The organism is Rhodobacter capsulatus (genome assembly GCF_003254295.1).
GTDB lineage: Bacteria > Pseudomonadota > Alphaproteobacteria > Rhodobacterales > Rhodobacteraceae > Rhodobacter > Rhodobacter capsulatus.
The window spans coordinates 284,503-308,065 of sequence record NZ_QKZO01000003.1 but is presented as its reverse complement, the minus strand read 5'-3'; the positions used below and the strand labels follow the sequence as shown (position 1 = coordinate 308,065).

22 protein-coding genes are annotated in these 23,563 nt (G+C 66.6%); 13 read left to right on the top strand and 9 right to left on the bottom strand.

The window, feature by feature from the left end; genetic code table 11:
- Positions 1–90: 90 nt before the first annotated feature.
- Together rsgA and hemN are read right to left on the bottom strand one after the other, a co-directional pair.
- The gene (gene rsgA, locus LY44_RS06080) at positions 91–1,140 is read right to left on the bottom strand and encodes a ribosome small subunit-dependent GTPase A (RefSeq protein ID WP_055212647.1); all 1,050 of its coding nucleotides are present in this window, start codon (positions 1,138–1,140) and stop codon (positions 91–93) included.
- A gap of 254 nt (positions 1,141–1,394) precedes the next feature.
- Positions 1,395–2,750 (bottom strand): oxygen-independent coproporphyrinogen III oxidase, encoded by a 1,356-nt coding sequence (gene hemN / locus LY44_RS06075; protein ID WP_055212648.1) that lies wholly within the window; start codon positions 2,748–2,750, stop codon positions 1,395–1,397.
- Between the two features lie 57 nt (positions 2,751–2,807).
- Between hemN and fnrL the strand changes: the two genes are divergently transcribed.
- Positions 2,808–3,554 carry a transcriptional regulator FnrL gene (gene fnrL, locus LY44_RS06070; protein WP_055212649.1) on the top strand — a complete coding sequence of 249 codons (747 nt, stop codon included), beginning with the start codon at positions 2,808–2,810 and terminating at the stop codon, positions 3,552–3,554.
- A complete protein-coding gene (locus LY44_RS06065) occupies positions 3,547–3,930 on the top strand; it encodes a DUF4087 domain-containing protein (protein WP_055212650.1) in 384 nt (127 codons plus the stop codon). Before fnrL ends, LY44_RS06065 begins: the two co-directional genes overlap by 8 nt.
- A 12-nt stretch (positions 3,931–3,942) precedes the next feature.
- On the opposite strand, the gene LY44_RS06060 is transcribed toward LY44_RS06065, so the two are convergent.
- The 4 genes from LY44_RS06060 to LY44_RS06045 form a co-directional block, all read right to left on the bottom strand.
- Positions 3,943–4,716 carry a FadR/GntR family transcriptional regulator gene (locus LY44_RS06060; protein ID WP_055212651.1) on the bottom strand — a complete coding sequence of 258 codons (774 nt, stop codon included), beginning with the start codon at positions 4,714–4,716 and terminating at the stop codon, positions 3,943–3,945.
- Positions 4,717–4,839: 123 nt separating this feature from the next.
- Entirely contained in the window at positions 4,840–5,514 is a 675-nt protein-coding gene (locus tag LY44_RS06055; RefSeq protein WP_055212652.1) for an OmpA family protein, read from the bottom strand.
- A gap of 122 nt (positions 5,515–5,636) precedes the next feature.
- Positions 5,637–6,524 carry a methylated-DNA--[protein]-cysteine S-methyltransferase gene (locus tag LY44_RS06050; RefSeq protein ID WP_055212653.1) on the bottom strand — a complete coding sequence of 296 codons (888 nt, stop codon included), beginning with the start codon at positions 6,522–6,524 and terminating at the stop codon, positions 5,637–5,639.
- Positions 6,525–6,713: 189 nt separating this feature from the next.
- Positions 6,714–7,661 (bottom strand): Hint domain-containing protein, encoded by a 948-nt coding sequence (locus LY44_RS06045; protein ID WP_055212654.1) that lies wholly within the window; start codon positions 7,659–7,661, stop codon positions 6,714–6,716.
- 153 nt (positions 7,662–7,814) lie between these two features.
- On the opposite strand from LY44_RS06045, the gene nth reads away from it, so the two are divergent.
- From nth to LY44_RS06030, 3 genes are read left to right on the top strand one after another with little or no spacing between them, the layout of a single operon-like run.
- On the top strand, positions 7,815–8,459 hold the full coding sequence (gene nth, locus LY44_RS06040) for an endonuclease III (protein ID WP_055212655.1): 645 nt from the start codon (positions 7,815–7,817) through the stop codon (positions 8,457–8,459).
- Positions 8,456–9,442, top strand: a complete 987-nt coding sequence (locus LY44_RS06035; RefSeq protein WP_055212656.1) for an adenosine kinase — start codon at positions 8,456–8,458, stop codon at positions 9,440–9,442. The genes nth and LY44_RS06035 overlap by 4 nt, the downstream gene beginning before the upstream one ends.
- A gap of 3 nt (positions 9,443–9,445) precedes the next feature.
- Positions 9,446–10,108 (top strand): class I SAM-dependent methyltransferase, encoded by a 663-nt coding sequence (locus tag LY44_RS06030; protein ID WP_055212657.1) that lies wholly within the window; start codon positions 9,446–9,448, stop codon positions 10,106–10,108.
- Positions 10,109–10,361: 253 nt separating this feature from the next.
- Here LY44_RS06030 and LY44_RS06025 read toward each other — a convergent pair whose 3' ends face one another.
- Positions 10,362–11,180: a sulfotransferase family protein gene (locus LY44_RS06025; RefSeq protein ID WP_055212658.1), complete on the bottom strand. Its 819-nt coding sequence runs from the start codon at positions 11,178–11,180 to the stop codon at positions 10,362–10,364.
- Between the two features lie 146 nt (positions 11,181–11,326).
- On the opposite strand from LY44_RS06025, the gene LY44_RS06020 reads away from it, so the two are divergent.
- The 5 genes from LY44_RS06020 to LY44_RS06000 all read left to right on the top strand — a co-directional run bounded on the left by LY44_RS06020 (position 11,327) and on the right by LY44_RS06000 (position 17,124).
- Entirely contained in the window at positions 11,327–12,901 is a 1,575-nt protein-coding gene (locus LY44_RS06020; RefSeq protein ID WP_055212659.1) for a DUF5928 domain-containing protein, read from the top strand.
- 11 nt (positions 12,902–12,912) lie between these two features.
- Positions 12,913–13,293: an HIT domain-containing protein gene (locus LY44_RS06015; protein WP_055212660.1), complete on the top strand. Its 381-nt coding sequence runs from the start codon at positions 12,913–12,915 to the stop codon at positions 13,291–13,293.
- 214 nt (positions 13,294–13,507) lie between these two features.
- Positions 13,508–13,690: a zinc-finger domain-containing protein gene (locus LY44_RS06010; protein ID WP_055212661.1), complete on the top strand. Its 183-nt coding sequence runs from the start codon at positions 13,508–13,510 to the stop codon at positions 13,688–13,690.
- A gap of 94 nt (positions 13,691–13,784) precedes the next feature.
- A complete protein-coding gene (gene polA, locus LY44_RS06005; RefSeq protein WP_055212662.1) occupies positions 13,785–16,637 on the top strand; it encodes a DNA polymerase I in 2,853 nt (950 codons plus the stop codon).
- A gap of 73 nt (positions 16,638–16,710) precedes the next feature.
- On the top strand, positions 16,711–17,124 hold the full coding sequence (locus tag LY44_RS06000; protein WP_055212663.1) for a cytochrome c family protein: 414 nt from the start codon (positions 16,711–16,713) through the stop codon (positions 17,122–17,124).
- 66 nt (positions 17,125–17,190) lie between these two features.
- Here the strand turns inward: LY44_RS06000 and groL are convergent, their stop codons facing one another.
- Together groL and LY44_RS05990 are read right to left on the bottom strand one after the other, a co-directional pair.
- The gene (groL, locus tag LY44_RS05995) at positions 17,191–18,828 is read right to left on the bottom strand and encodes a chaperonin GroEL (protein WP_055212664.1); all 1,638 of its coding nucleotides are present in this window, start codon (positions 18,826–18,828) and stop codon (positions 17,191–17,193) included.
- 48 nt (positions 18,829–18,876) lie between these two features.
- Entirely contained in the window at positions 18,877–19,164 is a 288-nt protein-coding gene (locus LY44_RS05990; RefSeq protein WP_055212665.1) for a co-chaperone GroES, read from the bottom strand.
- Between the two features lie 240 nt (positions 19,165–19,404).
- Here LY44_RS05990 and LY44_RS05985 point away from each other — a divergent pair, with 240 nt between their 5' ends.
- From LY44_RS05985 to LY44_RS05975, 3 genes are all read left to right on the top strand, one after another.
- Complete coding sequence (locus LY44_RS05985; RefSeq protein ID WP_055212666.1) at positions 19,405–20,325, top strand: manganese-dependent inorganic pyrophosphatase; 921 nt, start codon at positions 19,405–19,407, stop codon at positions 20,323–20,325.
- Between the two features lie 268 nt (positions 20,326–20,593).
- The gene (locus LY44_RS05980; RefSeq protein ID WP_055212667.1) at positions 20,594–22,330 is read left to right on the top strand and encodes a hypothetical protein; all 1,737 of its coding nucleotides are present in this window, start codon (positions 20,594–20,596) and stop codon (positions 22,328–22,330) included.
- 106 nt (positions 22,331–22,436) lie between these two features.
- Positions 22,437–23,561, top strand: coding sequence for an efflux RND transporter periplasmic adaptor subunit (locus LY44_RS05975; protein ID WP_055212668.1), 1,125 nt, complete (start codon positions 22,437–22,439; stop codon positions 23,559–23,561).
- The last annotated feature ends 2 nt before the right edge of the window (positions 23,562–23,563 follow it).

Below are 23,563 nucleotides of genomic sequence, written 5' to 3'. Positions count from 1 at the left end.
CGGGGGGGGATTGCGCCCTCCTTGGGCGGGCAAGCCCGCCGCGCGTCGGGCGCGGTGGGGGCGATGCCCCCACCGGCCCCCGAACCGGCGTCAGGTGCCGCGCAGCCGGGATTTGTCGCGCAGCGCCGCCCGCGTCCTCTTGCCGAAGGCGCGGTCGCGGGCATGGGCCTCGGCCAGGGTTTCGGAATTGATCCGATCCTCGCGGCGCAGCTTTTGCCAGCGCGCGAGCCGCGCCGGATCGACCGTTCCCGCGCCGATCGCCGCCTGCACCGCGCAGCCCGGCTCGGTCTGATGGTTGCAATCGGCAAAGCGGCACGCCCCCGCCAGCGCGTCGAGATCGTCGAAGGTCGCGGCGATCCCCGCCCCGGCATCGCTGAGCCGCAATTCCCGCATGCCGGGCGTGTCGATCAACCAGCCGCCCTGTGCGAGCCGGTGCAGATGCCGCCCGGTGGTGGTGTGACGGCCCTTCGCATCGTCTTCGCGGATCGCCGCCGTGGCCTGAACCTCGCCGGTCAAGGCATTGGCAAGCGTGGTCTTTCCGACCCCCGAGGAGCCGAGCAGCGCCACCGTCTGGCCGGGGCGGCACCAGTCGGACAGGCTGTCGCCCGGGGCGCGGGCGTCCAGCGGCACGACCGGCACGCGGCGGTCGATCGCCGCGGCGCGGTCCTGCCAGGCCGCGGGGTCGGGGGGGATGTCGGCCTTGGTCAGCACCAGCACCGGGGCGACCGCGGCGGCGCGGGCGAGCGCCAGATAGCGCTCGATCCGGGCCGGGTTGAAATCGGCGTTGCAGGAGGTGACGATGAACAGCGTGTCTACATTGGCGGCGATCAGCTGCCGGTCCGCCCCGGTGCCCGCGGCGCGGCGGGCCAGCGTGCTGCGGCGCGTGAGCAGGCGCAAAAGCCGGGGTCCGTCGCTTAGCCCGCAGTCGCACAAGCCCCAGTCGCCGACGGCGATTTCGGCGGTGGAGAGCCCCGCGGGCGGGAGAAGAGAGAGCGGGCCGGTCGGGCAAAGCGCCTCGATCCGGTTGCGATGCACCGCGCTGATGCGGCAGGGGGTGAGGGTGGCGATCTCGTCAAGCGTGAGTTGACGCAGGAAATCGGGCGCCCAGCCGAGATCGGCGAGCGGGAACGTGTCGGTCATCAAGGTGATCCTCGCAGGACACTGAAAAACAGGCGCCAAGGCGCCGGTGACATTCAGGGGCACGAGGCTTCGGCGGTCAGACCGCCCGGCAAACCCCGGCCCGGAGGCGCGCAAGATCCGACAAACATCCCTCCTGTGCTGGTTCCGGCTCAGTCTACGCCCTTTGCGCCAAAACGCCAGCCCGAAGCGGCGGGGGAAAAGAAATGGGCGCCTTGCGGCGCCCAGTCTGCCCTTCCCTTGTTATGGAAGCGCCCTCAGATCGCCGAGCTGTGCCCGGCTTTCGAGAGGTCATAGGCATCGAAGTGACGCGCGATCATCCGCGTCAGCGGGCGGCCGTGTTCGGGGATTTCCAGCCCCGCCTCGGTCACCACCACCATGTCTTCGAATTTCGCGACGCAGGCGGCGAATTCGGCATCGAGACCCGCCGGATCGGCCCCCCATTGATCGACCAGCTCGGCCTTGTCGGCCTTGAAGTCGCACATCAGCATCTCGATCAGACGGCCGCGCATCAGGTCTTCTTTCGAGAACACGAAACCGCGGTGGGTCGAGAACTTGCCCTCGCGGATCGCCGCCGTATAGGTGCCGGTCGGGCTTTCGTTCTGCGCAAAGCCCTGCGGGAAGCGCGAGATCGAGGAGGCGCCCAGCCCCACCAGGGCTTCGGCCTGATCGTCGGTGTAGCCCTGGAAGTTGCGGCGCAGCTTGCCCGCCTTGAGCGCGGTGGCCAGCCCGTCATGCGGCAGCGCGAAGTGGTCGATGCCGATCACGTCATAGCCCGCCTTGGTAAAGAGCTCGCGCGAGAGGTGGAACAGCTCCAGCCGCTCGGGCGGCGTCGGCAGGTTTTCCGACGGAATGAGCGATTGCCGACGCGACATCCACGGCACATGCGCATAGCCGTAAAACGCCACGCGGTCGGGTTTCAGCGACAGCACCTTCTCGACGCTTTCGGTCATCTTCTGCGGCGTCTGATGCGGCAGCCCGTAGAGAATGTCGGCGTTCAGGCTGTTGATGCCGCGGTCGCGGATCATGTCGACGACCATCTTCGTCACTTCGAAGGTCTGTTCGCGGCCGATCACCGACTGGATGAAGGGGTCGAAATCCTGAATGCCGACCGAGGCCCGGTTCATCCCCGATTGCGCCAGTGCATCCATGCGTTCGTCATCGATCTCGTTCGGGTCGATCTCGACCGAGAATTCGCCCTTCTCGCCCAGCGGCACGGCTTCGAACACCGCCTCGGCGATCTTGCGCATCGAGTCCGCCGGCAGCAGCGTCGCGGTGCCGCCGCCCCAATGCAGGCGCGACAGTTTCACCCCCGGCGCGAGGTGCGATTTCAGCATCGCAACCTCCTTGATCAGCGTCTCGGCATAGGTCTTCACCGGCGCATCGGTCTGCGTGCCCTGGGTGCGGCAGGCGCAGAACCAGCACAGCCGCCGACAGAAGGGCACGTGCATGTAAAGCGAGATCGACGCCCCCGCCGGAATCGCCTCGATCCACTCGATGAACTGCGAGGGGCCGATATCCTTGGAAAAATGGGGTGCGGTCGGGTAGCTGGTGTAGCGGGGCACCTTGGCGTCGAAGAGGCCGAGCCGGGCGAGTTGCGATTCATGTTTCATGGGCGTATTGTATCCTTCACGACGCGCACAAAGTATTGACCCAAATCAAGCAAGGCAATGTCTCACGACGACGCTCATCCGGTCTCGCTACAATGCGGAGACTGCCCGATCAGGCATCGGGCCGTCTGCGCCAGATGCGAGAGTTCCGAACTCGATGAACTCGAGGGCGCGAAGTATTACCGGAGCTTCGAAGCGGGTCAGACGGTGATCTGGTCGGGCGACAAGATGGACTTCGTGGCCTCGGTCGTGTCGGGGATCGCGACCCTGACCCAGACCCTCGAAGATGGCCGCACGCAGATGGTTGGATTGCTCTTACCCTCTGATTTTGTTGGAAGACCTGGCCGCGACCGCGCCGCTTACAACGTCACCGCGACGACCGATATCCTGATGTGCTGCTTCCGCCGCAAGCCCTTCGAGGAGATGATGGAGCGCACGCCGCATATCGCGCAGCGGCTCTTGCAGATGACCCTGGACGAGCTTGATGCGGCGCGTGAATGGATGCTTTTGCTCGGTCGCAAGACCGCGCGCGAGAAGATCGCCTCGCTTCTGTCGATCGTCGCGCGCCGCGATGCGTCGATTCGTCACCGCAAGATGCGCGGCCGTCTGACCTTCGATCTGCCGCTGACGCGCGAGGCGATGGCGGATTATCTGGGCCTCACGCTCGAAACCGTCAGCCGGCAGATGTCGGCGCTCAAACGCGACGGGGTGATCGAGCTGGAGGGGAAACGTCACGTCACCGTGCCCGACATGGAGCGGCTGCTGGTCGAGGCGGGCGATGACAATGACGGAGGTCTGATTGCGTAAGATCCTGACGCTGGCGGGGCTGCTGGTGCTGAGCGCCGGGGCGGCTTTCGCCGAGGCCCGGTCGGAAACCCGCTGCGGCTGGTTCGTCAATCCGACGCCGGGGAATTTCTACCTGACCGATGCCGAGGGGGACTGGTGGTTCGCCTCGCAAGGCTCGCTGGAGGTCGGCGGCTGGGAAGAGCTTGACTGGTCAGAGGCCGAATTCGGCGCGGACTGGGTCGCGACGAATGGCTCTTACGGCTATGGCTGCGCCTGTGCCGGGGGCGATTACGGCCGCGCCGCCGAGGGCGAGGTCTGGTTCATCGACAGGCTGAAGGCGCTGCCGCTGGCGAAATGCCTGCGCGATCCGGCGCTGCCGCCGCCGCCGCGGGACTGAGCCGGGGCCTGCTCAGACCGTCTTCGCGCTTTGGTGTTGCAGCCGCAGCCGGGCCAGGGCCTCGTGCCGTTCGGCCTTGCGCAATTCGGTCAGCGCCAGTTCGACGAAATCCATATGCGCCGCCACCGCCGCCCGTGCAGCGCCGCCGTCGCGCGCCTGAATCGCCGCGTTGATCGCCCGGTGCTGCTCCAGCAGCGCCTCGCGGGTGGAGCGGTTGCGAAACATGATCTGGCGGTTGTAGAACACGCCCTCGGACAAAAGGTCGAACATCGCCCGCATCATGTGCAGCATGATGATGTTGTGGCTCGCCTCGACGATCGCCATGTGGAATTGCGCATCCAGCGCCGCCTCGTCGGCCGGGTTGCGCTTGCCATGCGCCGTTTCCATCCGCGTCAGGATCGCGTCGATCACCTTCAGATCGGTGTCCGAGCCCATCTTGGCGGCGCGTTCCGCCGCCATCCCCTCGAGGTCGCGCCGGAAGGCGAGATAGTCGAAGACCGCCTGATCGTTGCGGGCGAAAAGCCGGATCAGCGCGGGCGAAAACGCCGAGCCGAGCACTTCGGCGACGAAGATCCCCGATCCGGCGCGGGTGGTCAGCAGACCCTCCTGCTGCAGCTCGGCCACGGCCTCGCGCAGCGAGGGCCGCGACACCGCAAGGCGTTCGGACAATTCGCGTTCCGATGGCAGCCGCTCGCCGGGGCGCAGCACGCCCTCGACGATCAGATTCTCGATCTGACGCACCACGGCCGAGGCAAGTTTCTCGGATTCGATCTTCTGGAATGGCATCTCTCTCTCCCGTGGTCAGAAACTATGACCAATGGGAAAGCCCGGCAATGTCAAAAGCAAAGGCCGGGGTCAAAAGCAAAGGCCGGGCGCGGGGCCCGGCCTTTTTGGCGGTGTGGCCCGATCTCAGCGGTTCGGGCGGATGATGAATTCGACGCGGCGGTTTTGCGCCTTGCCCGCGGCGCTGAGGTTCGAGGCCACCGGCTGTTCCTCGCCGCGGCCATAGGCGACGACGCGATAGGACGGCACCCCGGCGCCGATCAGCAGGCGCGAGACCGAATTGGCGCGGTCTTGCGACAGGCGCTGGTTATAGGCGGCGTCGCCGTCCGAATCGGTGTGGCCGACGACATCGACGGTGGTGTCGGGATAGCGGTTCAGGCTGCCCGCCAGCGTGTAAAGATCGCGTTGCAGATCGGGGCGCACGGCGGCGCTGTCGACGGCAAAGAGCACGTCTTGCGGCATCGTCACGATCAGGCGGTCGCCCTGACGCACGACGGACACGCCGTTGGTGTCCAGATCGCGGCGCAGCTCTTGCGCCTGCTTGTCCAGCTGGTTGCCGATGGCGCCGCCGATCAGCCCGCCGACGATCGCCCCGGCGGCGGCCTTTTCCAGCCGTTCGTCGCCGTTGCTGGTGGCGCCCAGAACGCCGCCGATCAGCGCCCCGGTGATCGCGCCGCCGCGGGTGTTGGCATTGGGATCGGCGCTCGACGATCCGCTGTAGCCCTGACTGTAGGGCTCGGTGCAGGCGGAAAGCGCGAAAAGTCCGGTGCAGGCGAGAAGGAGGGTGGAGGTCTTGGTCATGGATCTGCCCTTGTGCTTGCGGCCATCTTGGCCGTTGTCCCATACTACGACAGATTTTCGACGCCGTTCCATGCCCTGTGCAAGCTTGGCGGATTTTTGCGCATCAATTTCAGGCGAGAGCGTCAAAGCCCGGCCTCGTGCCCGGCCTCGTGTCTGGCCGCCTCGCGTGCCAGCAGCGCCCGTTTCAGCCCCAGCCCCCAGTGATAGCCGCCAAGCCCCCCCGAGGCGCGCAGCACCCGGTGGCAGGGGATCAGCACCGCGACCGGGTTGCGCCCGACCGCCGTGCCCACCGCCCGCACCGCGCGCGGGCTGCCGATGCGGGCGGCGATCTGCGCATAGCTGCGGACCTCGCCCGAGGGGATGGCCAGCAGCGCCTCCCAGACCTTGATCTGAAACGGCGCGCCAAGGACGCAAAGCCGCGCCTCGCCGCCAGAGCCGAAGGCCGCCGCGACCCAACCCGTCAGCGGTGCCGGGTCTTCGCGCAGCCGCGCGCCGGGCCAGCGCGCGACCATGTCGGCAAAGGCCGCGTCAGGGCCGATCTCCTCGGTGAAGGCAAGGCCGCACAGGCCGCGGTCGGTGCCGAATCCCAGCACCGGGCCGAAAGGGCTGTCGAAGCGCCCCCAGCGGATCACCAGCCCGGCGCCGCCCGCGGCCAGCTCGCCCGGGGTCATCGCCTCCCAGCGCAGGATCAGATCATGCAGCCGCGAGGGGGCAGAGAGCCCCGCCGTCTCGGCGACCTGATCGAGCGGCAGCTTCTGCGCCAGCAATTCGCGCGCAAGGCCAAGCGAGAGATATTGCGTGTAGCGTTTCGGCGAGACCCCGGCCCAGGCAGAAAAGACGCGCTGGAAATGCGGCGCCGACAGCCCAAGCCGCGCCGCGAGGTCTTCGAGCGGGATCTGCACCGGGCGGCCCGCCGCCCGCGCCTCGGCCTGGGCGGCGTCGATTTCCGCGATCGCCCGGGCGATCAGGCGGTAGTGATAGCGGTCTTCGAGCGGGATCGGGTCGGACATGGGCACGCCTTTCGTTGTGCCATCCTAACCCGGGTTGCGCGGCTCGGGCGACCCGAAAGCTGCGGTTTCGACGGGGGAGGGGGCGCTGCCCCCCGTCCGCAAGCGGACCCCCCCCGGGATATTTGCACCAAGGTGAAAGCCGGGTCGCAAGCGGGCGGGCCACGCCGGGTCCGGGTCAGGGGGGCCGGGTCAGGCGGCGAGGCGGCGGGCGCGGGCCAGGCGTTCGCGGCGGAACATCGCCACTTCCCAATCTTCAAGCCAGGCGCGGGCCGGATCGGCATGGCCCGCGGTGACGCGCGGGGCGATTGCGCCGCGGATGCGGTCGGGCAGCAGCGACAGATAGGCGGCATCGGCATGGACCGAGCTGACCCACATCCCCTCGGCCAGCACGATTTCGGGGCTGGCGAGCAGCATCGAGTAAAGCTTTTGCGACCCCGCCCCTGCCTCGGCCTTGGGCAGCGCATGGCGGGCCTTGGCGAACATCTCGGATTCGCCGAACCAGAGTTCCAGTTCATGCCCGGCCAGCAGCACCCCGGTCCCGGGCGAGAGCAGCACGTCGCGTTCCGGCAACGCCGCGCCGAAACAGGCGGCGGAGAGCAGCAGCGGCCGGGTCTCGGCCGGCGCGCGGCGCGGCATCGTGTGCTGGCAGACCCAGAGAAGCGGCTGATAACCGTTGTCGCGCGTCAGCACCCGGTCGCCCGGGCGCAGCCAGTCGATCGGCGCCGGGCCCTCGGCGGTGGCGATCATCGTGCCGCTGCCAAGGCAGGGCAGGGCGGCGATTTCCTCGGGGCTGGCGGCGCGGGCGGGCAGGGCGAAAGGCTCGGCCTCGGCATAATCGATGCCGGGGGTCAGCGGTTCCGAGGCCATGAAAAGGCACAGCACCCCGGCAATCTCGATCCGGTCGAGCCGGATCGTGCCGCCATCGGGCTTTTGCAGCAGCAAGGGCACATCGGCGGTCATCTGCCCCGCGGCGATGACATGGCCCATCGCATCGCGCACTTCGGAGCGCAACTCGGACCCGGCGGCGCCATGGACAAGCTGCCACAGCATCGTGGCGGTGTCGAAATCATGGTCGAGCGACCAAAGCCCCCGCTCGGCGTCGAAGCCCAGCACCGAAACCGGATAACCGTAATCCATGTGACCTCCTGCACCTGCAGATACGCCTCCATCTTTCCGCATCACGGCAAACGAATCGTTAACGGCGGCGGCGAATTGTCCGCAAATTGCCGAATTCGGTTAATCCTGCGCGCGCCCTCTTGCCCCGTGCGGGAACGGCGGGCAGAAGGGGGCATGGGTGCACAGCTTGACTATCCGACGATGAAAGAGGTCTTCCGCCGGTTTGCGGCGGCCAATCCGCATCCCGAGGGCGAGCTTGAGCATGTGAACGCCTTCACCCTGCTGGTCGCGGTCGCGCTGTCGGCGCAGGCGACCGATGTGGGGGTGAACAAGGCCACGCGCGGCCTGTGGCCCGTCGCCGACACGCCGCAAAAGATGCTGGCGCTGGGCGAGGAGGGGCTGACCGAACATATCCGGTCGATCGGGCTTTACCGCACCAAGGCGAAGAATGTGATCGCGCTCTCGCGCCTGCTGGTCGAGCGCTTTGGCGGTCAGGTGCCGTCCTCGCGCGCGGCGCTGATCAGCCTGCCCGGTGTCGGGCGCAAGACGGCGAATGTCGTTCTGAACATGGGCTGGGGCCATCCGGCGCAGGCGGTCGACACCCATATCTTCCGCGTCGGCAACCGCAGCGGCATCTGTCCGGGCAAGGATGTCGATGCGGTCGAGCGCGCCATCGAAGACAATGTGCCGGTGGAATTTCAGCGCCATGCGCATCACTGGCTGATCCTGCACGGGCGCTATATCTGCACTGCCCGCAAACCCCGCTGCGCCGATTGCCTGATCCGGGATCTGTGCCGTTACGAGGAGAAGACCGCATGAAGAAGTATCAGGTTGTCGGCATCGGCAACGCCATCGTCGACGTGATCGCGCAATGCGACGATGAATTCCTGGCCGCGATGGGCATCGAAAAGGGCATCATGCAGCTGATCGAGCGCGAGCGCGCCGAAAAGCTTTATGCCGCGATGGCCGAGCGCACCGAGGCCCCCGGCGGCTCGGTCGGCAACACCATCGCGGGGCTGGGCAACCTTGGCCTGACGGCGGCCTTCATCGGCCGCGTCGCCGATGACACGCTTGGCCATTTCTACAAGGCCGCGCTGAATGCCGAGGGCACGGATTTCCCGAACCCGCCGGTGAAGGCGGCCGATCTGCCCTCGTCGCGCTCGATGATCTTCGTCACGCCCGATGGCGAGCGCTCGATGAACACCTATCTGGGGATTTCGGCCGAGCTTTCGACCGAGGATGTGCCGCTGGAGGTCGTTGAAAACACCGAAATCCTGTTCCTTGAAGGCTATCTTTTCGACAAGGATCACGGCAAGGCCGGGTTCCTGAAAGCGGCGCAGGGCTGCCACCGCGGCGGCGGGCGGGCGGGGATCTCGCTTTCGGACCCGTTCTGCGTCGATCGCCACCGCGACAGCTTCCGCCGTCTGGTCAAGGACGAGATGGATTTCGCGCTGGGCAATGAACACGAATGGGCCTCGCTTTACCAGACCGATCTGGAAAGCGCGCTGCAACAGGCGGCCTCGGAATGCGGGCTTGTCGTCTGCACCCGCTCGGGCGCCGAGGTGGTGGTGATCCGCGGCGAAGAACGGGTGGAAGTGCCGGTGCATCGCGTCGTGCCGGTCGATGCGACCGGGGCGGGCGATCAATTCGCGGCCGGGTTCCTTTATGGCGTCGCCACCGGGAAAAGCCTTGAGATCGCGGGCAAGATGGGCTGCATCGCCGCGGCCGAGGTGATCAGCCATTACGGCGCGCGCCCCGAGACCGACATTCTGGCGCAGTTCAAACAGGCCGGGCTGCTCTGATCCATGGGCCGCTCGCCCTATCTGGCGCCGGATTTCTACGGCAAGGCGCTGGCCGAGGGGCGGCACCGCGCCATCGTCGGCGGGCGCTGGGACGAGACCGGGCGGGCGCAGATGGCGGCGCTGATCGAGGTGGGGCGGCTGGCGCCCCACCATCATCTGCTCGACATCGGGGCGGGGGCGCTGCGGCTGGGCTGCAAGGCCGTCACGTATCTGCAGCCGGGGCATTACTGGGGCACCGATGCCTCGCGCGAACTGATGCTGGCGGGCCATGCGGCGGAACTGGCGGACCCGGCGCGGCTCGACCCGGCGCAGCTGATCGCGGATGACGCCTTCGCCTTTCCGGGCGTGCCCGAGGTGATCACCCATACCATCGCCTTTGCCGTCTTTCCGCATCTGCCGCATGACTGTCTGGGGCTGGCGCTGGCGAACCTCGCCCGGTTTCCGCGGCTGGAAGTTTTTCTGTTCACGGTGTTTCTGGCGCCCGAGGCGCAGGCGGGGGCGCCCTTCCGTCAGCCTGACGGGGTGGTGACCCATCCGGACCGGCCGCCCCGGCATGTGCTGGAGCGCGATGTTCTGGCCGCCGCCGCGGGCTGGGATCTGACGAAACACGACCGGATGCTGCCGCGCGGTCAGGTGCTGTTCGAGGCGCGGCGGGCGGGGGGCTGAGCCCCGGTTTCGGGCGGAGAAGGAAAGGCATCGCCTTTCCCCGCCCGCAGGACAACGGGTTTGCCGGGACCGTTTCCCCAAGCGCAACAGAGGCCGGCGCCCGTCCCGGCGGGCGAGAAGCGCCCGCCAGGGGCGGGGCGGGCGCTGGCCGAGGGCCTTTGGGCCCCCGGCGGTCGCGGGGCTGATGGTGCGCGGGGCCGGGGCCGATGGCCTCGGTCAGGGCAGGCGGTGCTGATCCGCCCGAAACCCCGTCTCAATCGCCCAGCTTCACATGCACCTCGTCCAGATCGACCTCGCCGATCGGCATCTTGTTGTCGGGATTGTCGAAATCATATTTGAACAGCTGGAAATCCTTGCGGTAGATCTCCCACACCAGATGCCGCGACAGATCGTCGAAATAGGCCGAGACCGGATGCGCCCGCTTCGGCCCGTGGCCCTCGCTTTCGTTGAACTTCGGCACCGCCTTCAGATCGACCGGATGGCGCGTCCGGATGTTGTCCAGCACCACCTGCATCCCGGCGTCGAATTTCTCGGTGAAGAAGATGTGGTCATAGCGCCCGCCGTTGACGATGAAGGTCGCGATATGCCCCGACATCGCCGACCAGTGAATGTCGGGCTCCATCGGGCGGCGCCAGCGGATGGTGTCGCGCGCGAACAGCAGAAACCGGCGGAACGAGGCCACCTGATCGAACTCGAAGCCGTTGTCCGGGCTGCCGACATCGATGCCGTATTTCTGAATGAGCTGCGGCACCAGCGCGCCGCGGTAGCGCTTGCCGTTCCTCTGAATCCCCGCGATCTTGTCGAAAAACGACGACAGGATCCGCGCATAGGGATTGCGCACGCAGGTGAAGGCATAGGATTTGTGCGCCCTCACATTCGCCTCGATCGGCTTCTGGCTTTGCTCCTGGCTCCATTTGTGCAGCCCCGCCGCGCTGTCATGGATGTCGCCGTCGAAAAACCGCCCGTGATCGGAATAGAACATGATCTGCCCGATCGAGGAGCAGGCGCATTTCGGAACGACCCGATAGACGACGCTCTCGCTCTCGGTCATCCAGGTGCCGGGAAACCCCATGATGTGAACCTCCAGTCGCAGTGCGCCAAGCCTGTCACACCACTCTTCAAGAATTCCTACCCTTGAAGCAAAGAACCTCTGTTTTTTCAATGTCCTTTGACGGTATCTAGGCGAATAGGGCATAACTGGCACGGCTTGTTTCCAATATGGCAAAAATCGCCTTCATCCTGCTGACCCACAAGGACCCCGAGGGGATCATCGCGCAGGCCGAACGGCTGACCTCGACGGGGGATTTCGTCGCGATCCATTTCGATGCCCGCGCCAGCCAGGCCGATTACGCGCGCCTCCGCGCGGCGCTGCAGACCAATCCCGCCGTCACCTTCGCGCGCAAGCGGCACAAATGCGGCTGGGGCGAATGGAGCCTCGTCGCCGCGACGCTCGAGGCGGTCCGGGCGGCGCTGACCGCCTTTCCGCAGGCGACACATGTCTACATGCTCTCGGGCGATTGCATGCAGATCAAGACGGCGGAATATGCGCATCGCTTTCTGGACGCCGAGGATGCCGATTACATCGAATGTTTCGATTTCTACGCCTCGGACTGGATCAAGACCGGCTTCAAGGAAGAACGGCTCGCCTATCGGCACTGGTTCAACGAACGCACGCAAAAGACGCTGTTCTACACCTCGGTCGACTGGCAAAGGCGGCTTGGCCTGACCCGCAGGGTGCCCGCGGATCTGCAGATGATGATCGGCTCGCAATGGTGGTGCCTGCGCCGCAGCACCATCGAGGCGGTGCTCGATTTCGTCGCCCGCCGCCGCGACGTGATGCGGTTTTTCCGCACCACCTGGATCCCGGACGAGACCTTCTTTCAGACCATCGTGCCGCATCTGGTCCCCGAGACCGAGATCCGCCGCCGCACCCTGACCTTTCTGATGTTCACCGATTACGGCATGCCGGTGACCTTTTACAACGACCATTACGACCTGCTGGTGTCGCAAGATTACCTGTTCGCGCGCAAGATCAGCCCCGATGCGCTGGCGCTGAAGGACCGGCTGGGCGTCCTGTGGGAGCAGCGCGGCGTCAGCTTCACCGTCTCGAACGAGGGGCGGGCGCTGTTCAACTTCCTGACCGGGCGCGGCCGCGAGGGGCGCCGCTTCGCGCCGCGGTTCTGGGAGCGCGAGGCAAGTCTGGGCCGCGACCGCACCCTGCTTCTGGTCGCGTGCAAGAAATGGCATGTGGCGAAACGTCTGGTCGAACAGGTCCGCCAGCAGGCGGGGCTGGCGGCGGTCGAGTACATCTTCAACGAAGACGGCGGCCTGCCCGATCTGGGCGGCATCGAACGCTCGGTGGAGAAGCGCAACCGGCATCGCCGCGCGCTGTTGCGGATGCTCTTCGAGTATCACGGCACCGACCGGCTGGTGCTCTGCCTCGATCCGGCGGCGATCGATCTGATGCGGGATTTCGCCACCGACAAATGCACGCTGCGGGTGCTTGAGATCGCATGCGACTTTACCGACGCCTATCTGATCGGCCATGCCCGCCGCGTCGGGCTGGCGGGGGAGACGACCCCGCCCGAGGTGCTCGACCGGCTCTTGCCGACGATCCGCAACGATCTGCGCCACGAAAGCGACCAGATGCGCGACGCCGGTTTCCCGGTCTTCCTGCGGATGCGCCAATGCGACAGCCCGGAGGTGAACGCCGCCCCGCTGGCGGCGTTTCTGGGCATTGCGCCCGATCTTGCACATCGCATCGCGGCGACCGATTATCTGTTCGTCGATTGAGGAGAACGCCCTTGGCCTATGTCTATGACACCACGAACATCTTCGCCCGCATCCTGCGCGGCGAGATCCCCAACCGCACGGTTCTGGAGACCGAACACGCGCTGGCCTTCCGCGACATCGCGCCGAAGGCCCCCGATCATGTGCTGGTGATCCCCAAGGGCCCCTATGTCACCTACGATCATTTCTGCGCCGAGGCGTCGGAGACGGAGATCGTCGATTTCACCCGCGCCGTGGCCGCGGTGGTGAAGCTGATCGGCGCCGAGGCGCATTCCGGGGCCAAGGGCTTCCGCGCCATCACCAATGCGGGCGAAAACGGCGTGCAGGAAGTGCCGCATTTCCACCTGCACATCCTGGCCGGGCGCTGTATCGGCCCGATGGTCGTCACCGACTGACCTTTCTCCCAGTCGCATCCGAGAAAGGGCGTATTTGGGCCAAGAAAAAGCCAGCTGTGTTTTTTCTTGGTGCAAATACGCTGGGGGTCCGGGGGCAAAGCCCCCGGCTTTCCACACTTCGTGCTGGGCACTGCGCCGTCTCGGAACGCTTGCGCGCTGCGGCGTTATTTCGCATAACTCCGCCCGACCCATTTGCCGCGCTCAGGAGCCAGCCATGTCGAACGCCCCCGAAATCAAGGTCGTCACCCATTGGAAAGGCGCCTGCGACGGCGGCGAAGGCGCTTTGGGCCATCCCAAGGTCTGGCTGACGATCCCGCGCGAGAGCGGCGAGATCTGCTGCCCCTATTGCGGCAAGAAATTCATCATCGACCGCGCCAACGCCGTCGAAGACCACTGAGCCCGCGCCTCCGCGCGCGCTGGAGGCGGCCGCGCTCCGGCCGCCTTTTCGTTTCCGGGGGGCTGTGGCACAACAAGGAAAAGGGGAGGCGCACATGAGTTTCACCAAGGGCTGCCATCTGCATCTGATCGACGGCTCGGCCTTCATCTTCCGCGCCTATCACGCGCTGCCGCCCTTGACGCGCAAATCCGACGGCCTGCCCGTCGGCGCCGTCGCGGGCTTCACCAACATGATCTTCCGCTATATCGAAGACGCGCGGGGCGCCGATGCGCCCACCCATGCGGCGGTGATTTTCGACTACAGTTCCAAGACCTTCCGCAACGAGATCTATCCCGCCTACAAGGAAAACCGCCCCCCCGCGCCCGAGGATCTGCGGCCGCAGTTTCCGCTCACCCGCGACGCCACCCGTGCCTTCAACCTCGCCTGTCTGGAGATCGAGGGCTATGAGGCCGATGACATCATCGCCACCCTTGCCCGTCAGGCGCGCGAGGCGGGCGGGCGCGTGACCATCATTTCTTCGGACAAGGATCTGATGCAGTTGGTGGGCGATGGCGTCGTGATGCTCGATGCGATGAAGAACATCGTCATCGGCCCCGACGAGGTCGAGGCGAAATTCGGTGTCCGCCCGAACCGGGTGATCGATGTGCAGGCGTTGGCGGGCGATTCCGTCGACAACGTGCCCGGCGCTCCGGGCATCGGCATCAAGACCGCGGCGCAGCTGATTGCGGATTATGGCGATCTGGAAACGCTGCTGGCGCGGGCGGGCGAGATCAAGCAGCCCAAGCGGCGCGAAACGCTGCTCAATTTCGCCGAGCAGATCCGGGTCTCGAAGCGGCTTGTGACGCTCGAGGATCATGTGCCGCTCGACTTCGGGCTTGACAGTCTCGAGGTGAAGGAGCCCGAGCCCGAGGCGCTTATCGCTTTCCTGGAGGCGATGGAATTCCGCAACCTGACCAAGCGCGTGGCCGAGAAATTCGGCCGCGAGGTGCCGGTGGGGGCGCCTGCGCCCAAATCCGATGCCGCCGCGCGCTGGGCCGAGGGGGCGGCGCCGCAGGCCCGGATCCAACCGCAGGCCGAGGATGTCGCGCCGATCGACCCCGCCCGCTATCTCTGCCTCACCGATCCCGCCGCGCTGAGGGAATTTCTGGCCGAGGCCCAGGCAACCGGCGTGCTGGCGGTCGATACCGAGACCACCTCGCTTGATGAGATGCAGGCCGATCTGGTCGGTGTCTCGCTTTGCACCGGGCCGGGGCGGGCCTGCTACATTCCGCTGGGCCACACCACCGGCGGCGACGATCTGTTCGGCACCACGGCGCTTGCGGCGGGGCAGATGCCGATGGACGAAGCGCTGGCGATCCTGAAGCCGGTGCTGGAGGATGAAAGCATCCTGAAGATCGGCCAGAACATGAAATACGACTGGAAGATCTTCGCCCGGCGCGGCATCCGCATCGCACCCTTCGACGACACGATGCTGATGTCTTACGCGATGTTTTCCGGCCTGCACGGGCATGGCATGGACGCGCTGTCCGAGGAATATCTGCAGCACCGGCCGATCCCGATCAAGGAGCTGATCGGCACCGGCAAGGCGCAGATCACCTTTGACAAGGTGCCCGTGGACAAGGCCACGGCTTACGCGGCCGAGGATGCCGAGATCACCTTCCGGCTTTGGGCCGCCTTCAAGCCGCAGCTGCACCGGGCCAGGGTGACCACGGTTTACGAGACGCTGGAACGCCCGCTGGTCCCGGTTCTGGCGGAAATGGAAATGGCGGGGGTCAAGGTCGATCCCGCGGTTCTGGCGCGGATGTCGAATGTCTTCGCGCAGCGCATGGCGGGGCTTGAGGAGGAAATTCAAGCCCTTGCCGGGCAGCCCTTCAATGTGGGCAGCCCCAAGCAGCTGGGCGAGATCCTGTTTGACAAGCTGGGCGTGCCGGGCGGCGAAAAGGGCAAGACCGGGGCTTGGGCGACCGGGGCCGATGTGCTCGAAGACATCACCACGATGGCGGAGCACAAGCAGGCGGCGGAGCTGGCGGCCAAGGTGCTGGACTGGCGCCAGATCGCCAAGCTGAAATCGACCTACACCGACGCGCTGCAGACGCATGTGAACCCGGAGACCGGCCGGGTGCACACCTCTTACTCCATCGCGGGGGCGAACACCGGGCGGCTTGCCTCGACCGATCCGAACCTGCAAAACATCCCCGTGCGCTCGGATGAGGGCCGCCGCATCCGCGAGGCTTTCGTGGCCACGCCAGGGCATCGCATCGTCTCTCTCGACTACTCGCAGATCGAGTTGCGCATCCTCGCCCATGTCGCGAACCTGCCCGAGATGAAGGCGGCTTTCGCCCGTGGCATCGACATTCACGCGATGACGGCGTCTGAAATGTTCGGCGTTCCGGTCGAGGGGATGGACCCGATGGTGCGCCGCCGCGCCAAGGCGATCAACTTCGGCGTGATCTACGGGATTTCCGGCTTCGGTCTGGCGCGCAACCTGCGCATCCCGCGGAGCGAGGCGCAGGGCTTCATCGACCGCTATTTCGAGCGTTTCCCGGGCATCCGCGCCTATATGGACGAGACGGTGGCCTTCGCCAAGGCGCAGGGCTTCGTGCAGACGCTTTTCGGCCGCAAGATCCACACGCCCGAGATCAACGCCAAGGGGCCCGGCGCAGGCTTTGCCAAACGCGCCGCGATCAACGCGCCGATCCAGGGCGCGGCGGCCGACATCATCCGCCGCGCGATGATCCGCATGCCCGCCGCCATCGCCGATCTGCCCGCAAGGATGCTGCTGCAGGTGCATGACGAATTGATCTTCGAGGTCGAAGAGAGCGCGGTCGAGCCGCTGATCGCCGCGGCGCGGGCGACCATGGAAGGCGCGGCCGATCCGGCGGTGCGGCTTTCGGTGCCGCTGGTCGTCGATGCGGGGCAGGGGGCCAGCTGGGCCGAGGCGCATTGAGGCCGGCCATTTGCGCTGCATCAGGGCGGGCGGCCCGGCCGCGTGCTTTGCTGGCCGCAAATGGAGGTGTGCGATGCGTGCGATTCTGATGTGCTTCGGCGGGGCGATGGGGCTGGCGGCCTGCATGGGGGCGGTCGATCTGACGGCGCCCTCGCCTGCAAGGGACTATGCCGATTACTGCGCGGGCTGCCATGGCAGCGGCGGCGATCCCGGCCCGATCGCGCAGGAGCTGGAGCTGCACCCGGTCTCGCTGTCCGATCTGACGATGATGAACGACGGCAATTTCCCCGAAGCGCGGGTGATGTCGAAGATCGTCGGCCACCGCGAACATGGCGAGATGATCGGGGCGCAGGCGGGCGAGATGCCGTCCTTCGAGCCGATGCTGGACGGGCCGGTGGTGCTTTACGACACGGGCGACGGCATCGCGACGCCGACCCCGGCGCGGCTGGTGCGGCTGATGGAATACATCAAGGGCATGCAGAAATAACCGCCTGATCCGCAACGAAAAAGGGCGCCCTTGCGGGCGCCCTTCGATCTTCCCGATTGGGGAAGATTACATCATGTCCATGCCGCCCATGCCGCCCATGCCGCCGGCCGGGGCCGCTTTCGGCTCGGGCTTCTCGGCGATCATGCATTCGGTGGTGATCAGCAGACCGGCGATCGAGGCCGCATCTTCCAGCGCGGTGCGGGTGACCTTGGCCGGGTCGATGACGCCGAAGCCGAACATGTCGCCATATTCCTCGGTCTGGGCGTTGAAGCCGAAGGCCGGGTCGGAGGATTCACGCACCTTGCCCGCCACGACGGCGCCGTCGACGCCCGCGTTTTCGGCGATCTGACGCAGCGGCGCTTCCAGCGCGCGACGCACGATCGAGATGCCCGCATCCTGATCCGAATTCGCGCCGGTCAGGTCGTTCAGCTTCTTCGCGGCCTGAACCAGAGCCACGCCGCCGCCGACGATGATGCCTTCCTGCACGGCCGCGCGGGTGGCGTTCAGCGCGTCATCGACACGGTCCTTGCGCTCTTTCACTTCGACTTCGGTCATGCCGCCGACGCGGATCACCGCAACGCCACCGGCCAGTTTGGCCACGCGCTCTTGCAGCTTCTCACGGTCGTAGTCCGAGGTGGTTTCCTCGATCTGGGTGCGGATCTGGCTGACGCGGGCGGCGATTTCCGCCTTGTCGCCATGACCGTCGACGATCGTGGTGTTCTCTTTCGAGATCGTCACTTTCTTCGCACGGCCCAGCATGTCGAGCGTGACGTTTTCCAGCTTCATGCCGAGGTCGTCCGAGATCACCTGACCGCCGGTCAGGATCGCGATGTCCTGCAGCATCGCCTTGCGACGATCACCGAAGCCCGGCGCCTTGACGGCAGCGATCTTAAGCCCGCCACGCAGCTTGTTGACCACGAGGGTCGCCAGCGCTTCGCCTTCAACGTCTTCCGCGACGATGATCAGCGGACGGGTCGACTGGATCACGGCCTCGAGCAGCGGCACCATCGGCTGCAGCGAGCTGAGTTTTTTCTCGTGCAGCAGGATGTAGGCGTCTTCCAGATCCGCGATCATCTTGTCGGGGTTGGTCACGAAATAGGGGCTCAGGTAGCCGCGGTCGAATTGCATCCCTTCGACGACTTCGACTTCGGTGTCCATGCCCTTGTTTTCTTCGACGGTGATCACACCCTCGTTGCCGACTTTCTGCATCGCGTCGGCGATGAAGCGGCCGATCTGGGCTTCGCCGTTCGCCGAAATGGTGCCGACTTGCGCGACTTCGTCGCTGTCCTTCACCGGGCGGGCGGCGGTTTTGATCGCTTCGACGACCGTGGTGGTGGCCAGGTCGATGCCGCGCTTCAGATCCATCGGGTTCATGCCCGCGGCGACGGCTTTCATGCCTTCGCGGACAATGGCCTGCGCCAGAACGGTCGCGGTGGTGGTGCCGTCACCGGCTTCGTCGTTGGTGCGGGAAGCGACTTCCTTCACCATCTGCGCGCCCATGTTCTCGAACTTGTCGGAAAGTTCGATTTCCTTGGCGACCGAGACACCGTCCTTGGTGATGCGCGGGGCGCCGAAGGATTTTTCGATCACCACGTTGCGGCCTTTCGGGCCGAGCGTCACCTTGACCGCATCGGCCAGGATGTTGACGCCGCGCAGCATCCGGTCGCGGGCGTCGGTGGAGAATTTGACTTCTTTGGCTGCCATTCTTTCGGCTCCTTCAAATATCGTGGGGGATCAGGGTCTTCTCGTCGATTACGAGATGATCCCCATGATGTCCGACTCTTTCATGATCAGCATCTCGACGCCATCCAGCGTGACTTCGGTGCCCGACCATTTGCCGAACAGGATGCGGTCGCCCACGGCGACCGAGGGGGCGATCAGCTCGCCGCTGTCCTTGCGCGCGCCCGCGCCCACGGCGACGACTTCGCCCTCGGCCGGTTTTTCCTTCGCCGTATCGGGGATGATCAGGCCGCCCTTGGTTTTTTCTTCGCTTTGAACGCGTTTGACCAGCACGCGGTCATGCAGCGGTTTGAATGCCATCTGGGTCACTCCCTAAGGTTCCAGGTTCATGCTTTCAGCACTCACAGGTAGCGAGTGCTAACGACCCGGGAGTTAGTCATCGCCCCCCCGGCCTGTCAACACCCGAGCCGTGAAATTTTTGCGACCCCGCGATCCCGCGCCGCGATGCTGCAGCTGCGAAATGGCGCGTGCAAGACGTGACAAGCGGGGGCCAAAGCCCTATAAGGCGCCAAAATCCCCATCCAAACCCCCGAGGAACGCATGACCACCAAGGTTTTCGGCCACAAATCCCCCGACACCGACTCGACCGGCTCGCCCATCATCTGGGCCTGGTACATGACCGAGGTGCTGGGCCAGCCCGCGAAACCGGTGCTTTTGGGCGAGCCCAACACCGAAGCGGCTTTCGTGCTGAAACACTGGGATCTGCCGAAACCCGAGATCATCGCGGGCGTCGAAGCCGGTGAAAAGGTCGTCATCGTCGACACGAACAACCCGGCCGAACTGCCCGAGGGCATCAACAAGGCCGACATCACCGCGATCATCGACCACCACAAGCTGGTCGGCGGTCTGGAAACCAAGGGCCCGATCGACATCACCATCCGTCCGCTGGCCTGCACCGCCACGATCATGTTCGACCTGATGGGCGAAGCCGTGGCAACGGCGCCGCGCGGCATCAAGGGCGCGATGCTCTCGTGCATCCTGTCGGACACGCTCGAGTTCCGCAGCCCCACCACCACCGCGCATGACAAGGCCGTGTGCGAGAAACTGGCCGCCGATCTGGGCGTGAACATCGGCGAACTCGCCACCGCGATGTTCGAGGCGAAATCCGACGTGTCGGAGTTCTCGGATGCCGCGCTGCTGCGCATGGATTCGAAAGAATACACCGTCGACGGCAAGGAACTGCGCGTTTCGGTGCTGGAAACCACCGCGCCGAAGCTGATCCTGGACCGGAAAGACAGCCTGATGGCCGCGATGGTCGATGTGGCCAAGGAAGACGGCGCCGATCAGGTGCTGCTGTTCGTCGTCGACATCCTGAAGGAAGAAGCGACGCTGCTGGTGCCGAATGATTTCGTCAAGCGCATCGCCGAGGCCAGCTTCCCCTGCACCGTGACCGGCGACACCGTGGTTCTGCCGGGCATCATGAGCCGGAAAAAGCAGATCATCCCGGCGCTGAAGGTCTGATCGGATCTCCGCCCCGGACAACCGGGGGGTGGCGGGGGGCCTCGGCCCCCCGTCGCAGTCCCGCGGCGGCCCTGCCGCCGGGCTTGCGAACCGTCCTTGCGAACCGGGCCCGTCGCGCCATCCCGTGCCGTCGCAAGCGCAGCTTCGCACAATCACGTTTTGAACCTTTCCAGCCGCGATGCCCCGAACCGCGGTACAAGGCACGCAGTGAGTCTGCCCGATAATCTGCCGGTCGAAACGCCGGCGTTTTGCAAGTCAGGTCTGCCCCATGCATCCCAGCGTTGAAGACTTCACCGCCCCCGAGCCGCCAGATTTCGAGGCCATGCGCCATGGCGTGATCACCGGGACGCCCTATCAGCCGTCTTTCGGGTGCCGCAGCGATCTTGACGAGCATCTGGCGATGCTGCGCCGCGAATGTGTCGGCCAGCCGGAACTCAAGTTCGCCCATGCCGCCATGACCGTCCTGCTGCGGCGCAAGATTGCCCCCGAAACGGTCTACCGGCACTATCGCGCGCTCTGGTCGGAGCATGCGGACATCCTGCTCGAGATCCTCGACAGCCGCTGGCTTGTCTCGGCCTGCGACACGCTCAGCGACCTGAGCGCGGACCCGGACGAGGCCCGGACCGCCACTTTGCTTGCCCTTTTCGTCAATACCGTGAAGCTTTACGAGACGGAACGTATGATGGACGGGGCGCCACGCCCGCAGGCCGCGCCTTTGGACCAGCGCACCCCGTTGCATGACGGGCTGACCGGCTTCATGGTGGGCGGCGGCGACATGGTCGCCAATCTGCTGCACAGGCTTGACCGGTCGCTTCGACCCGATGCGCTTGTCGACCGGATCGCCCGCCAGCTGATCAGCCGCGCGCTGGCTTCCGACACGGTGTTTTGGCGGTTCGGCCAGCGCCAGTCCCGCAACAGCTGGTCCCCCTGTCTGCCGATGCCGCCGATCCGGCCCGGAGCGGTCGGGCCGAAAGCGGCGCGCAAGCAGACGCCGGTCAAACGGCCGCAATATGTTTTGCTCAATGACACCGCGCGGCTGGGCGGCGGTTTCCATCTGGGCACGCTTTACGCCTGTCATGCGATCCGCAGCCATCTTGCCGCGCGCGGCCTGCAGGAGGCCTTCTGGGCCAATGATCTTGCGGGCTTCCGCGCGCATCTTGAGCGCTGTCCGACGCCGCCGCAGCTTCTGGTCCTCAACGGGGAGGGAACGCTGCATCATGGCGCGCCGCGCGCCCGCGCGCTGCTGGAGGCCTGCCGGATCGGCAAGAGCCTCGGCATGAAAGTGGCGGTCCTCAACACGGTCTGGGAGGCCAATGACGACGAGATGCTCGCCTGCCTGCAGGCGGCCGATGCCGTCCATGTCCGCGACACCCGGTCGCTTGCCGCCCTGCCGCCCGGGTTTCCGGCCCGGGTGACGCCGGATGCCTCGATCCCGGTCTTCCGGGAGGTCACGCGCTCGGCGGGCTTTCCGGCCGCCGTGCATCCGGTCGCGGTCATGGACAATGTCGTGCCGCACGCCGCACAGGCGCTGCTGCGCTTCGCCGAAGCCGGTGCCCTGCCGTTCTTCGCCATGCCCGGGGCCGCGCTGGGCCAGTTGCGGCAGGGCGTTTCCGGCAGAGCCGGGCCGGTCTGGCCGCGCCTGCTGCAGATCACCGATTTGATGGCGGCGCAGGGCTGGGTCACGGGGCGGTTTCACGGCATGATCGGCGCGCTTTGCGCCGGGCGGCCGGTTTGCGCCATCGGGTCGAATACCGCCAAGATCGAGGGTCTGCTGGACGATTTCGAGCTGGGCGCGGAATGTCTGCTGGGCGCGGACTGGCACCTGAAACCGCCCGCCGCGCAGCGCGTCGACGTCGAGAGATGTCTGGACTTGCAGCAGGATCCTGCCTTCATCGCCCGGCGCGAGCGGGCGCTGCACGCGGCCTGCGACCGGATCGGCCGGATGTTCGATCAGGTCGCGGCGCTGGTCGTGGACGCGCCGCCGAGGGCGGCCGGGCAGGGCTGAGCGCAAGCGGCGGGCCGGATCTCCATCAAATCTCCACGAACCCTGCGCAAATCATCGACGCGGCGCTGTCATGGGCTCGGGCCGAACCGCTCGGGGACCGATTGCCATGACCTGCCCGCCTGCCTTGACGCTTTTGCTTGTCTGCGCCCTGATCGCAACGCCGGTTTTCGGCCTGACGGCCGCTGTGCCCGAGGACGAAAGCCCGCCGCCGCTGCGCCTTGGCGTCGCCACCGTGATGCCCGAACCTGTCGTGCTGTCCGACATCGTCCCCGGCCGGGTGGCGGCGTCGCGGCGGGTCGAGATCCGGCCGCAGGTCGGCGGCCTCATCCTGGACCGGCCCGCGCCCGAGGGGGGGCGCGTCGATGCCGGAGAGGTGCTGTTCCGCCTCGATCCCGCGCCGCTCCGGGCCGATCTGGCCAGTGCCGAGGCCGGGCTGGCCCGCGCCCTTGCGGCAAAGGATCAGGCCCGCCGCACGCTGGGTCGTTCCGAAACCCTGCTGGCGCGCAAGGTCGCCAGCGCCGAAAAGACCGAGGCGGCGCGCAATGATCTGGCCTTGGCCGAGGCCAGCCTTGCCGAGGCGCAGGCCAGCGTCGCGCGTCGCAGGCTTGATCTGCAACAGGCGACGCTGCGGGCGCCCATCGCGGGCTACGTCGCGGCGGGGGCGGCCGAGATCGGCGCACTGGCGGTGCCGGGGGCCGAGCGGGCTTTGGCGGTGATCCAGGATCTGGACCGGGTTCGCATCGATCTGCGGCTGCCTGCGGCGCGGCTTGCAGCGATCCGGGCCGCGGCTTCGGCGGGGCCGGGCGATGTCGAGATCCTCGGCGACGGCGAGCAGCCCCATCCGGCGCGGGGGCGGCTCGACTTTGCCGATACCGTCATCGATCCGGGCACCGGCACCGTCACGCTGCGCGTCACGGTCGCAAACCCCGGCCTTGTGCTCTTGCCGGGCCAATATGTCCGGGCGCGGCTGCCGCGCGGCCAAGTGCCCGCGGCGCTCTTGGTGCCCGAGGAGGCGATCTTGCGCGACAGCGCGGGGGCCGCGCAGATCGTCGTCGTCTCGGGCGGCACCCTGGCCGAGCGGCGCGCGGTGACGCTGGGCGAGCGCATCGGCGGGCGGGTGATCGTCACCGCGGGGCTGCGCCCGGGCGAGACCGTCGCCGTTCTGGGACAGGACCGCGTGGCCGAGGGCCCCGCCGTCGCCGTCACGACCACCTCCGCCGAAGCCCAGTGAGC

Excerpts from the sequence above, each read along its gene's own strand:
- LY44_RS05975 (WP_055212668.1), top strand. The coding sequence starts at position 22,437 with ATGACCTGCCCGCCTGCCTTGACGCTTTTGCTTGTCTGCGCCCTGATC.
- polA (WP_055212662.1), top strand. The coding sequence starts at position 13,785 with ATGAGTTTCACCAAGGGCTGCCATCTGCATCTGATCGACGGCTCGGCC.
- LY44_RS06060 (WP_055212651.1), bottom strand. The coding sequence starts at position 4,716 with ATGCCATTCCAGAAGATCGAATCCGAGAAACTTGCCTCGGCCGTGGTG.
- LY44_RS06000 (WP_055212663.1), top strand. The coding sequence starts at position 16,711 with ATGCGTGCGATTCTGATGTGCTTCGGCGGGGCGATGGGGCTGGCGGCC.
- LY44_RS06025 (WP_055212658.1), bottom strand. The coding sequence starts at position 11,180 with ATGGGGTTTCCCGGCACCTGGATGACCGAGAGCGAGAGCGTCGTCTAT.
- rsgA (WP_055212647.1), bottom strand. The coding sequence starts at position 1,140 with ATGACCGACACGTTCCCGCTCGCCGATCTCGGCTGGGCGCCCGATTTC.
- LY44_RS06020 (WP_055212659.1), top strand. The coding sequence starts at position 11,327 with ATGGCAAAAATCGCCTTCATCCTGCTGACCCACAAGGACCCCGAGGGG.
- LY44_RS06055 (WP_055212652.1), bottom strand. The coding sequence starts at position 5,514 with ATGACCAAGACCTCCACCCTCCTTCTCGCCTGCACCGGACTTTTCGCG.
- LY44_RS06050 (WP_055212653.1), bottom strand. The coding sequence starts at position 6,524 with ATGTCCGACCCGATCCCGCTCGAAGACCGCTATCACTACCGCCTGATC.
- groL (WP_055212664.1), bottom strand. The coding sequence starts at position 18,828 with ATGGCAGCCAAAGAAGTCAAATTCTCCACCGACGCCCGCGACCGGATG.
- nth (WP_055212655.1), top strand. The coding sequence starts at position 7,815 with ATGGGTGCACAGCTTGACTATCCGACGATGAAAGAGGTCTTCCGCCGG.
- LY44_RS05980 (WP_055212667.1), top strand. The coding sequence starts at position 20,594 with ATGCATCCCAGCGTTGAAGACTTCACCGCCCCCGAGCCGCCAGATTTC.
- LY44_RS06010 (WP_055212661.1), top strand. The coding sequence starts at position 13,508 with ATGTCGAACGCCCCCGAAATCAAGGTCGTCACCCATTGGAAAGGCGCC.
- LY44_RS06035 (WP_055212656.1), top strand. The coding sequence starts at position 8,456 with ATGAAGAAGTATCAGGTTGTCGGCATCGGCAACGCCATCGTCGACGTG.
- LY44_RS06030 (WP_055212657.1), top strand. The coding sequence starts at position 9,446 with ATGGGCCGCTCGCCCTATCTGGCGCCGGATTTCTACGGCAAGGCGCTG.
- LY44_RS06045 (WP_055212654.1), bottom strand. The coding sequence starts at position 7,661 with ATGGATTACGGTTATCCGGTTTCGGTGCTGGGCTTCGACGCCGAGCGG.
- hemN (WP_055212648.1), bottom strand. The coding sequence starts at position 2,750 with ATGAAACATGAATCGCAACTCGCCCGGCTCGGCCTCTTCGACGCCAAG.
- LY44_RS05985 (WP_055212666.1), top strand. The coding sequence starts at position 19,405 with ATGACCACCAAGGTTTTCGGCCACAAATCCCCCGACACCGACTCGACC.
- fnrL (WP_055212649.1), top strand. The coding sequence starts at position 2,808 with ATGTCTCACGACGACGCTCATCCGGTCTCGCTACAATGCGGAGACTGC.
- LY44_RS05990 (WP_055212665.1), bottom strand. The coding sequence starts at position 19,164 with ATGGCATTCAAACCGCTGCATGACCGCGTGCTGGTCAAACGCGTTCAA.